General features: G+C 68.8%; 4 protein-coding genes. 2 read left to right on the top strand and 2 right to left on the bottom strand.

Annotated features, from left to right (window positions below; genetic code table 11):
- Positions 1-484: 484 nt before the first annotated feature.
- Positions 485-1,288 carry an SIR2 family NAD-dependent protein deacylase gene (locus MKW15_RS20935; RefSeq protein WP_240861690.1) on the bottom strand — a complete coding sequence of 268 codons (804 nt, stop codon included), beginning with the start codon at positions 1,286-1,288 and terminating at the stop codon, positions 485-487.
- Positions 1,289-1,298: 10 nt separating this feature from the next.
- Positions 1,299-1,721 (bottom strand): HIT family protein, encoded by a 423-nt coding sequence (locus tag MKW15_RS20930; protein WP_240861687.1) that lies wholly within the window; start codon positions 1,719-1,721, stop codon positions 1,299-1,301.
- A 500-nt stretch (positions 1,722-2,221) separates the two neighbouring features.
- Between MKW15_RS20930 and MKW15_RS20925 the strand changes: the two genes are divergently transcribed.
- The gene (locus MKW15_RS20925; RefSeq protein ID WP_240861686.1) at positions 2,222-11,452 is read left to right on the top strand and encodes a type I polyketide synthase; all 9,231 of its coding nucleotides are present in this window, start codon (positions 2,222-2,224) and stop codon (positions 11,450-11,452) included.
- Positions 11,449-11,841: a holo-ACP synthase AcpS gene (gene acpS, locus MKW15_RS20920; RefSeq protein WP_240861684.1), complete on the top strand. Its 393-nt coding sequence runs from the start codon at positions 11,449-11,451 to the stop codon at positions 11,839-11,841. The genes MKW15_RS20925 and acpS overlap by 4 nt, the downstream gene beginning before the upstream one ends.
- Positions 11,842-12,280 lie beyond the last annotated feature (439 nt).

Genomic DNA, 12,280 nt, shown 5'->3' with positions numbered 1-12,280 from the left:
GGGTCGGGGAAGAAGTTTCTTCCCCGACGTTTTGTGGCGGATCGCGCCTCCGCTCGACGACGACACTCTGTGTCCTGTTGGAGAATTTGTGTGCTGCAGCACACGGTTGATCCGACTCGGCACAGGGGTGTGGTCTGAGGCCACCCATGGCACATCACCCCAGGGCGGCCTCGGCTTCGGTCTGGCCATGTCCCGCGTCGTCCTGCGAGAACTCGAGTTGAGTTGGAGAACGCGAGTGCTGCAGCACTCGCGTTCTCCAATTCGGCTCCGGTTGTCGCGGGTGCCGGCCGTGCGGAGGCTCCGGGCCGCATGGCGGCTCCGCTCTTCCGGGCCCACGATCGCCGACGACGTCGGCGTGTCGCGGGTTTCAGAAACCGCGTGTCTGGTCGGAACCCGAGGCGCGTCGGCGGTTTCTGGCCACATCTGCGGTTCTGGCGACGAGTGCGGTTTCTGCGACGAGTCCGCGCTCGGGCGACCGCGGATCTCAGCCTGCGGGAGGGTCACCGTCGCCGAGGGCACGCACCAGCTCGGGCAGTCCCGTGGCCGCGGTCACGGGCACGCGGTGGCGGGCGATGCTGCTGAGCGCGGACGGTTCGGGATTGAACTCGATGACCGGAACCCCGGCGCGAGCGGCGTGTTCGGGAAGACTCGCCGCGGGGTAGACGATCCCGCTGGTGCCGATCACCAGTACCAGGTCGCTGCCGCGTATCGCCTGCTCGGCCCGTTCCCACTGTTCGGTGGGCAGTGCCTCGCCGAACCAGACGATGCCGGGCCGGACGTCGCCTCCGCAGTAGGGGCACACAGGCGGCGTCACCCGTCCGTCGAGGGTGTCGCTGTCGAGATCGGTATCGCCGGGATACGGGCGTCCGCACCGAGAGCAGCGCGGAGCGAACAGGCTGCCGTGCAGATGGCTGACGACCTGGCTGCCGGCGCGCTCGTGCAGGTCGTCGACGTTCTGGGTGACGATCATGACGACGCGGTCGCGGGCCAGGTCGGCCAGTGCCTGATGGCCCGCATTGGGTTCGGCGGCCCGGACCTGGCGAGCCCGCCACGAGTACCAGCCCCAAACCAATGCGGGGTCGTCGGCCCAGGCCTCCGGAGTGGCGAGTGTCTCGGGGTCAAAACGCTCCCATAGTCCGGTGTCGGCGTCGCGGAACGTGGCGATGCCACTCTCGGCCGACATGCCGGCGCCGGTGAAGACGGTGATCCATTCCGCGTCGCGCACCAGGTCGACGACGGCTTGGGGGATGGGTTCCGGCGGATTCGCAGTCGGTTCGGACTCGGTCACCGCGTCGACCTCACGCCGACTTCAGCGCGGTGCGCAAGGCCGACGCGGTGTCGTCCGGGGCGGGGTCGCGACGGATCACGAGGCCCTTGGCGAAACTGAGTTTGTCGCCGTTGTGGCGCGGGACGACGTGCAGGTGCGTGTGGAAGACGGTCTGGAACGCGGCGCGTCCGTCGTTGAGCGCGATGTTCACGCCGTCGGCGGCGATGGTTCCCGACCGCATCGCAGCGGCGACCCGCTGGCCAGCGTGGAAGAGCGCGGCACCCCGGTCCGGATCGAGATCGGCCAGCCCGACGGAATGCACTCGGGGGACCAGCAGAGTGTGGCCTCGGGTGACCGGCCGGATGTCGAGAAAGCCCACCACGTCGTCGTCGGAGTAGACGATTCGGGCTGGTGAGGTACCCGCGACGATGTCGCAGAAGATGCAGCTGCTCATGGCCAAACCCTACTGTGACGCGCGCGGTGCTTCAGATCACATCACGATTTTGTAACGACGCACCGAGCGGGCGCTCGGCCTGCGGATTTGCCGAAAAAACGGGGGCTGATCAGTGTGGATTCTGGGTGCCTGTGACCCACCGTCGACGTGCCGCCAAGTTACCCGCGCGGTTACTGGCGGGTATACCGCAGGGTCAGTTCCAAACATGAGGAATCCCTCACTTTCGTGTGTCATCATTGGTTCCACGTTCACGCCGACGAGGGCTCGATGCCGAGCCGTCATGAGTCAATGTTGTTGCACAACAGGCGTGTTCGGACTTTCGTGCCCAGAGTTGGGCGCGTTTGCCCACATAGTCCACCAACCAGCAACTCCCACTGCCCAGGCGCAGCTACGGCCCGTGGCATGCCCGAAACCGGGTGGGTCGGTCCAGCCGGGGAAACCCCTCGACCACCCCCACACCGACCCCCGACCGCATCACCGCCGACCACAGAGGAGACCTCGTGACCGTCGACCAATTCCGCACCGGCACCAAAGGCGCAGCTTCCGCAGAGCGCCCTTCGACCACCCTCATCGACCGGCTGTCCGCCGGTGAGCCGTACGCCATCAGCTTCGGTGGTCAGGGAGGTCCGTGGCTGCCGACACTTGCCGAACTGGTTGTCGACGCCGACCTCGAGCATCGGGTCGCCAAGATCGTCGAGGCGGCAGAACGTCTCGTCGAGCCGGTGGCCGACCAGATCACCGTCGCGCGTTCCGAGGGCTTCCACCCGTTGACCTGGGTGCGCGCGCTCGACGCGGGTGAGGCCACACCGTCGGAGGTGGCGCTTGCGGACTTCACCCTGTCCGGTCCGGGCGTGCTGCTGACCCAGATCGCGGCGATCGAGGCACTGAAGAAGCAGGGTCTGGACACCGCGGCCATCGCGCCGCGTTCCGTCGTCGGACACTCGCAGGGTTCCATCGCGGTCGACGCGGTCGCCATGAACGGTCGCGGAGCCGAATCCGGTGAGGGTCTGCTGCTGGCCGTCGCGCAGCTCATCGGTGCTGCGGGCTCGCTGATCGCTCGACGCCGCGGCCTCGGCGTTGCCACCGAGGGCACCCCGATGCTCGCGATCACCAACATCTCGCCGGCCCGGATCGAAGAGATCCTGGTCGAGTATCGCGCCGGACTGGCTGCGCCCGAGCAGTCCACGGCGCCCGTCGTCTCGATTCGCAACAGCCGCAGCGCGGTGGTGCTGTCCGGTGCGCCGCGGCACCTCGCCGCGTTCACCGCGCTGTGTGAGCGCATCGCCGCGCAGGAAGCCGACGAGCGCAAGCGCAAGGTGACCGGCGGCGAACCGTTTGCGCCGAAGTTCGATCACCTTCAGGTGTCGGTGGCCTTCCACCATCCGGGGATGGCCGACGCCGTTGAGCTGGTGGGCGACTGGGCGGTCGAATGCGGCATCGACCGCGACCTCGCGACCCGGCATGCCGCGAGCATTCTCGTCGAGCCGGTGGACTGGGTGTCGACCGTCGACGGTGTGGTGGCCGACGGTGCCGCCTGGATTCTCGACTTCGGTCCCAGTGACCTCGCGACTCGGTTGACCTCCGCGCTGGTGCGCGGGCAGGGCGTCGGCCTGGTGCCGGCCGCGCTGCGCGTCGGCCAGCGCAACCTGTTCAGCCCCGGCGGTGTTCCCGAGGTCGCCGCGCCCTGGACCTCCTTCGCGCCGACCCTCGCCGAGCTGCCCGACGGCCGCAAGGTGGTCGAGACCGCGTTCACCCGACTCACCGGCCGTTCGCCGATGCTGCTGGCGGGCATGACGCCGACCACGGTCGACCCGGCAATCGTCGCCGCAGCGGCCAATGCCGGCCACTGGGCCGAACTCGCCGGTGGTGGCCAGGTCACCGAGGACATCTTCAGCCGCAACATCGCCAAGCTGACCGATCTCCTCGAGCCCGGCCGCGAAGCACAGTTCAACGCGCTGTTCCTCGACCCGTACCTGTGGAAACTGCAGCTCGGCGGCAAGCGTCTGGTGCAGAAGGCCCGCGCGCAGGGCGCACCGATCGACGGTGTGATCGTCTCTGCCGGTATCCCCGAACTCGAGGACGCCGTGGCGCTCGTCGACGAATTCGTCGAGGCGGGACTGCGTTTCGTGGCGTTCAAGCCCGGCACCGTCGAGCAGATCCGCTCGGTCGTGCGGATCGCCGCCGAAGTTCCGCACCACCCGGTCATCGTGCAGATCGAGGGTGGACGCGCGGGCGGCCACCACTCGTGGGAGGACCTCGACGACCTGCTGCTCGCCACTTACGGCGAACTTCGTGCGCGCCCCAACGTCGTCGTCTGTGTCGGCGGCGGTATCGGAACCCCGGAGCGGGCCAGCGAATACCTGACCGGTGAGTGGTCGAAGGCCTACGGGTATCCGACGATGCCGATGGACGGCATCCTGATCGGAACCGCGGCCATGGCGACGCTCGAGGCGACCACCACGCCCGAGGTCAAGCAGCTGCTCGTCGACACCGAGGGCTGCGACGCCTGGATCGGTGCCGGCCGCGCGAACGCTGGAATGGCTTCGGGCCGTTCGCAACTCGGTGCCGACATCCACGAGGTCGACAACACGGCCTCGCAGTGCGGCCGGCTGCTCGACGAGGTCGCCGGGGACGCCGATGCGGTCGCGCAGCGACGTGACGAGATCATCGCCGCGATGGTCGACACCGCCAAGCCCTACTTCGGCGACGTGCCCGACATGACCTACCGCGCATGGCTCGACCGCTACGCCCAACTCGCCGTCGGCGACGCGTCTGCCGACCGTCTGCCCTGGGCCGACATCACCTGGCAGCAGCGGTTCATCGACATGCTGCAGCGCACCGAGGCGCGGATGAATCCGCAAGACACCGGCGAGATCCCGACGATGTTCGCCGAGCCTTCCTCCTCCGACGATCCGCATGCAGCGATCGACGCGCTGGGCAGTGTGTACCCGTCGATCGACACCGACATCCTGCACCCGGCCGACGTGGCGTTCTTCCTCGAACTGTGCCGCACCCCCGGCAAGCCGGTGAACTTCGTTCCCGTCATCGACAAGGACGTTCGTCGTTGGTGGCGCAGCGACTCCCTGTGGCAGGCACACGATCCCCGCTACGGCGCCGACGCCGTCTGCATCATCCCCGGCCCGGTCGCGGTGGCCGGTATCACCCGGGTCGACGAGCCGGTCGGCGAACTGCTCGACCGCTTCGAGGCGCAGGTCGTGGCCGATTTGAGTGCCATCGGCGTATCGCCGGTCGGCGTGGATGCGCGCAAGCGCGCCGGACTCGTGGAGTCCGCCGGTTCCCTGAGCGCCGTCATCGAGGCCGACGACGTCGACTGGGCCGGTCGAATCGTGCCGAACCCTGTTGTGCTGCTGGGGGATCGCGACAGCTGGTCGGTGGTGAGCGGTGATCGTGCCGAGCACGCACCCTCCGGTTCGGTCCTCGAGCGAGTCGACGAGAACCGATTCGACTTGGTGGTGCCGATCTCGCAGGCATCCGTCCGCATCCCGCTCCATGTCTCGCCGGCACTGCTCGACGGCGGCAACCCGCTCGTCGGACTGGACGAGGCGTCCGGTGCGATGCGCGAGATCCTCACCGTCGCCGCGGGTGGCGGCCTCGCCGACGTCGCCGATGGCGCGTCGGTGACCACCGTTGCCTGGCAGCCGGATTCGGTCGCCGACCACGCGGCTGTCACCGGCTTCTCGCTGCCGGCGAACCTCCGCCCGACCACCCCCACCGAGCCCGGCGGCTTCGCTGTGCCCGACACCCTGGTCGGCGCCTCCTGGCCCAGCGTCTTCAGTGTGATCGGTGCCGCGCGTACCGAATCCGGCGACCCCGTCGTCGAGGGGCTGCTCGACCTGGTGCACCTCGACCACGCCGTTGCGCTCATCGGAGCAATCCCGGCCGAACCGGCCGAACTGACGATCACCGCGCGTACCGGCGCCGTGCACGACACCGAGGTCGGCCGCGTTGTCGAGGTGTCGGTGAATGTCGCGGGCCCGGCCGGTCCGATCGCGACCCTCGAGGAGCGCTTCGCCATCCGCGGACGCCTGGGCGCTGACGAACTGGCCGATCCCGCGCGTGCCGGCGGTGCCCTCTCCGACGAGCAGTCGGCGACGCGGAAGCTGTTGCGGCAGGCCAAGATCACCGCACCTGCCCGGATGCACGGCTTTGCCGTGGTGTCGGGCGACCGTAACCCGATCCACACCGACGCCTCGGCCGCCAAGCTGGCCGGCCTCGGCGAGCCGATCGTGCACGGCATGTGGCTGTCGGCGGCTGCACAGCAGGTCGTCACCGCGACCGACGCCAAGAATCCGATCCCGTCGCCGCGGCCGCTGATCGGCTGGACTGCGCGCTACCTGGGCATGGTCCGCACCGGTGACGTCATCACCGTCCGGGTCGATCGCGTCGGCCTCGACCATGGCCGCGAGGTCGTGGAGGTCAGCTGCAAGGTGGGCGACGACCTGGTCATGAGTGCGACCGGTCTGCTGGCCGCGCCGACGACCGTGTACGCCTTCCCGGGTCAGGGCATCCAGAGCAAGGGGATGGGCCTCGACGCCCGGTCCCGCTCGAAGGCGGCCCGCAAGATCTGGGACCGCGCCGACAAGCACACCCGCCAGGCACTCGGGTTCTCGATCCTCGCGGTGGTCCGCGACAACCCGACCACCCTGGTGGCCAATGGAACCACCTACAACCACCCCGACGGCGTGCTCTACCTGACCCAGTTCACGCAGGTCGCGATGGCGACCCTGGGTGTCGCACAGATCGCCGAACTCAAGGAGGCCGGTGGCTTCGTCGAGGGTGCGATCACCTGCGGCCACTCGGTGGGCGAGTACAACGCGCTGGCGGCATGTGCCGGCGTGCTCCCGCTGGAGGCCGTCCTGGAGGTCGTGTTCCAGCGTGGCGAGGCGATGCACCATCTGGTTCCGCGAGATGAGCTGGGACGCAGCGACTATCGGATGGCGGCGATCCGCCCGAGCCAGTTCGGTCTGGCCGACGACGAGGTCACCGACTTCGTCGCGGGCATCGGCGCCGAGATCGGCGAATTCCTCGAGGTCGTGAACCTGAATCTGCTGGGCTCGCAGTACGCGATCGCCGGCACGGTCCGTGGTCTCGAACATCTCGAGGCCGAGATCGACCGTCGCCGTGCCGAATTCGGCGGCAAGCGCTCGTTCATCCTGGTGCCCGGCATCGACGTCCCGTTCCACTCGACGGTGCTGCGTGCGGGTGTGCCGGAGTTCCGTTCGAAGCTCGAGGGTCTCCTGCCCGAGCACATCGATCCCGACATCCTGGTCGGTCGCTACATCCCGAACCTGGTTCCGCGCCTGTTCAATCTGGATCGCTCCTACATCGAGGAGATCGCCGCCCTGGTTCCCTCGGATCCGCTCGACGCGGTTCTCGCCGACTGGGACAGCTGGGCCGACAAGCCGAGTCAGCTTGTCCGCGTGGTGTTGATCGAGCTCCTGGCCTGGCAGTTCGCCAGCCCGGTGCGGTGGATCGAAACCCAGGAACTGCTGTTCGCCGGTCCCGAGCGCAGCGGCCTCGCGGTGCAGCGCTTTGTCGAGATCGGTCTCAAGGGCGCCCCGACGCTGGCCGGTCTGGCGTCGAACACGCTCAAGCTCGACGACTATGCCGCGGCAACCACCGAGGTGGTCAACGTCGAACGCGACAGCGACGTCATCCTGGCCAAGGACGCCGGGTCGGAGCCCGACGACGAGGACGACGCCGACGAGGCGCCTGCAGCCGAGGCGAGCGCCCCGGTCGAGTCGGCCCCCGCGGCTCCGGCCGCACCCGCCGCTCCGGCCGCACCCGCCGGCGGACCTCGCCCCGACGACATCACCTTCGGCCCCGCCGACGCGGTGAAGTCGGTGATCGCGCTGTGGACCAAGATGCGCGTCGACCAGATCGGTTCGGCCGACACCATCGAGGCGCTGTGTGACGGAGTGTCGTCGCGCCGCAACCAGTTGCTGCTCGACATCGGTGGCGAACTCGGACTCGGTGCCATCGACGGCGCTGCCGAGGCCGACATGGTCGCGCTCTCGTCCACGGTGTCGACGCTGGCCCGCGGCTACCGCCCGCTGGGTTCGGTGCTGACCGATGCTGTCTCCGACCAGGTCCGCAAGGTGCTCGGGCCAGTGGGCAAGCGGCAGAACTACATCACCGATCGCGTCACCAACACCTGGCAGCTCGGGCCCGGTTGGGCCTTGCACACCACCGTCGCACTCGCGCTGGGCACCCGTGACGGTGCCAGCGTGCGCGGCGAGGACCTGGGCAACCTGCTCGACGGTCCGCTGACGAGCCCGGATGCACTGGACGGTCTGATCGACCGGGCGGTTGCCGCGGTCGGTGCCACCAAGGGCATCTCGGTCAGCCTGCCCGCCGCCGAAAGCGGTGGCGGTGCAACGGTCGACGCGGCCGCGCTCGGTGAGTTCACCGAGCAGATCACCGGCCGTTCGGGGGCTCTCGCGTCGGCCGCCTACACGGTGCTCGAGAAGTTGGGGCTGGCCGAGGTGACCGATACCGCCGAGGCGGTCGAGGACGAGAACGCGGTGGTCGCGCAGCGCGTCAGCGCAGAGCTCGGCTCGGATTGGGCGCGCACCGTCGCGCCGGCCTTCGACGAGGCGAAAGTTGTTCTCGTCGACGATCGTTGGGCCACCAGCCGAGAGGATCTGGTTCGGATCTGGCTCACCGACGAGCTGGACCTCGACGTCGATTTCGAGCGAGTCGTCAATCGGTTCGAAGGCGCGGGCCACACGGTCGCGCAGCATGCCACCTGGTGGCAGGGCAAGGCGCTGGCCAACGGCAACGGCGTGCACGCACGGACCTTCGAGGCGATCGCCACGGCCGCCGAGAGCTCGGGCGTCGGAGCCTTCGCGGGTGAACTCGCGGTGGTGACCGGTGCGTCCAAGAACTCGATCGCGGCCGGTGTGGTCGCGGGTCTGCTCGCCGGTGGTGCGACGGTGATCGCCACCACCTCGCGGCTGGACTCTGACCGGCTCGGCTTCTACAAGAAGCTCTACCGGGAGAACGCTCGCTGTGGCGCGGCGCTGTGGGTCGCCCCGGCGAACATGGCGTCCTACACCGACGTCGACGACCTCGTCGAGTGGATCGGTGCCGAGCAGACCGAGAACCTCGGCGGCACAACGGCAGTGGTGAAGCCGGCGATGAAGCCGACGCTGCTCTTCCCGTTCGCGGCACCTCGGGTCGCCGGTGATCTGACCGACGCCGGTGGCCGGGCCGAACTGGAGATGAAGGTCCTGCTCTGGTCGGTCGAGCGGATGATCGCCGGACTGAGCGATCTGCACTCCGACCACGACATCGCCGCCCGACTGCACGTCGTGCTCCCGGGTTCGCCCAACCGCGGCATGTTCGGCGGTGACGGCGCGTACGGCGAGTCCAAGGCCGCGCTCGACGCTCTGGTGCAGCGCTGGTCGGCCGAAGAGTCGTGGGGCGCCAAGACCACGCTCGCGCACGCCCTCATCGGGTGGGTGCGCGGCACCGGTCTGATGGGACACAACGACGGGATGGTCACCGCAGTCGAAGCAGCAGGTGTGCGCACCTGGAGCACCGAGGAGATGGCCGGCGAGTTGCTCGGCCTGTGCACTCCGGAGAAGAAGGAGCAGGCGCGGTCGGCTGCGATCCTGGCCGACTTCACCGGCGGCCTGGACCCGGCGACGATCGATCTCAAGGCGCTGGCCGCGGTCGCGGCCGACGCCGCGGACACCGACGAGGAGGCCGACGCCGACGAGGTCGTGACCGTGGCTGCGCTACCGGCACCCGCACGTGCGCCAGAGGGTATGCGGCCGCAGTGGCCGACGCTGGATGCGCGACCGGAGGATCTGGTTGTCATCGTCGGTGCGGGTGAGCTCGGACCGTACGGTTCGGCACGCACCCGCTTCGAGATGGAGGTCGACGAGAAGCTCTCGGCGGCAGGCGTTCTCGAGCTCGCCTGGAACACCGGGCTGGTGCACTGGGACACCGCACCCAAGCCGGGTTGGTACGACACCGAGTCGGGTGACCCGGTGCCGGAGAGCGAGATCGCCGAGCGCTACCACGACGAGGTCGTCGCCCGTTGCGGCATCCGTCGCTACGCCGACGAGGGCGCGATGGTCGACAACACCTCGCCGCTGCTGACCTCGGTGTTCCTCGACGAGGACCTGACCTTCACGGTGAACTCGGAGGCCGAGGCGCGTGCGTTCGCGTCGGCGAATCCCGAGAAGACGCGAGTGGCGCAGAACGCCGACTCGGGCGACTGGCAGGTCACCCGCCTGGCCGGCACCGAGATCCGCGTTCCCCGTCAGTTCGCGCTCAGCCGCACGGTCGGCGGTCAGATCCCGACCGGCTTCGACCCCACCCGCTGGGGCGTGACGCCGGACATGGCGGAATCCATCGACCGGGTCGCGCTGTGGAATCTGGTGGCGACGGTCGACGCCTTCCTGTCGTCGGGCTTCACGCCGAGTGAACTGATGCGCTGGGTGCACCCCGGTCTCGTGGCCAACACGCAGGGCACCGGCATGGGCGGCATGACCTCCATGCGCGAGCTGTACATCAACACCTTGCTCGGTGAGGCGAAGGCCAACGACATCCTGCAGGAAGCCCTGCCGAATATCGTTGCGGCGCATGTCGTCCAGTCGTATGTCGGTAGCTACGGCGCGATGATCCACCCGGTCGCCGCTTGTGCGACCGCGGCGGTGTCGGTCGAGGAGGGCACCGACAAGATCCGTCTGGGCAAGGCGCTGTTCGCGGTCGCCGGTGGCTTCGACGATCTCGGCATCGAGGGGATCGTCGGATTCGGCGACATGTCCGCAACCGCGGAGTCGGCCAAGATGTCGGCGCGCGGGATCGACGATCGCCGGTTCTCCCGGGCCAACGATCGCCGACGCGGCGGCTTCGTCGAATCCGCCGGTGGCGGAACGATTCTGCTGGCTCGTGGCGACGTGGCCGCACAGATGGGCCTGCCGGTCCTCGGTGTGGTGGCCTGGGCCCAGAGCTTCGGCGACGGTGTCCACACCTCCATCCCGGCACCGGGTCTCGGTGCGCTGGGTGCCGCTCGTGGCGCGCAGAGCTCGCCCTTGGCCAACGCGCTGAATTCGCTGGGCGTCAGCGCCGACGACGTCGCGGTGGTGTCCAAGCACGACACATCCACGCGGGCAAACGATCCCAACGAGTCCGAGCTGCACGAGCGGCTGGCCGAGGCGATCGGTCGGGGTGATGGGGCACCGCTGTTCGTGGTGTCGCAGAAGTCGCTGACCGGTCACGCCAAGGGCGGCGCCGCGGCCTTCCAGCTGATCGGCCTGTGCCAGGTGCTCCGCGACGGCGTCATCCCGCCGAACCGCAGCCTCGATTGCGTCGACGACAAGATGCAGGAGTACCCGCACCTGGTGTGGGCGCGTGAGACGCTGCACCTCGGTGAGCGGTTCCCGCTCAAGGCCGGTCTGCTGACCAGCCTCGGCTTCGGTCACGTGTCGGGTCTCATCGCCGTCGTGCATCCGGAGGCGTTTGTCGCCACCCTCGACGAGGCCGACCGCGACGAGTACCGCCGCCGTGCCGCCGACCGGCTCCGCCTGGGCAACCAGCGCTTCCTGGAGTCGATGTGTGGGGGAGAGCCGGCTTATCGTCGGCCTGCCAACCGCCGGTTCGACGAGGCTGACGACGAGCACGACGCCGAGGCCGGCCTGCTGCTCGATCCGGCAGTCCGCCTCGACGCGGCCGACACCTACGGCAACGTCCGGTGAGCGTGTTGGGAGTCGGGATCGACATCGTGTCGATCCCGGAGTTCGGCGAGCAACTGAAACAGCCCGGCACGACGTTCGCCGACCGGTTCACGGTCGGTGAGCGTCGGGACTCCTCCGCCGGAACCGGTGACGATGCACGCCATCTCGCGGCCCGGTGGGCGGCCAAGGAGGCCGTCGTGAAGGCGTGGTCGGTGAGCCGCTTCTCGCGCTCGCCGCTGTTGCCGCTCATCCGGCATAGCGACATCGAGGTGGTCACCGACAACTGGGGACGGCCGGCGATCCGCCTCGGCGGCGAGATCGGCGAACTGTTGGCCGAAGCCACTGTGCACGTGTCGTTGACCCACGACGGCGACACCGCCGCCGCGGTGGCGATCCTCGAGGGCAACTGATCCGAAGAGTTCGGTGACTAGCGCTCTGACCTGCGCGTAAGCGTGCACCACCCCACCGCTCTCTGAGGTGCCCGAGGCGCCGGCCGAGGGATGCCTCGAAGGGCAGGCGAACGGGCCACGTCAGCGAGCCACCGGACCACTGAAAGTAGGGGAAGGTTCTTCCCCTACTTTCTGCCCCTGCTTGTTGAGTCGTCCGCGAGAAAATTCGCGGGGAGGACTCCAGGGGTAGGGGACGAGTTTCTTCCCCTATTTTTCGTGGATCATCGTCGCCGCGTCGCGCTCCATAGCCCTCTTCCCGCCTCCACGATCGCCGCCGCAGGCGGCGGGTGCGTCGCTGACTCGAAGAGTTAGGTGACCACCGCGCTGAACTGGGGAATGCAGCATGCAGCGGAGGCGCTCCGGGACACTCTGTGTCCTGTTGGAGAATCTGTGTGCTGCA

The organism is Gordonia gummivorans (genome assembly GCF_022513585.1).
GTDB lineage: Bacteria > Actinomycetota > Actinomycetes > Mycobacteriales > Mycobacteriaceae > Gordonia.
Note: the sequence above shows the minus strand (reverse complement) of the source record. Positions and strands in the feature narration are given on the sequence as shown.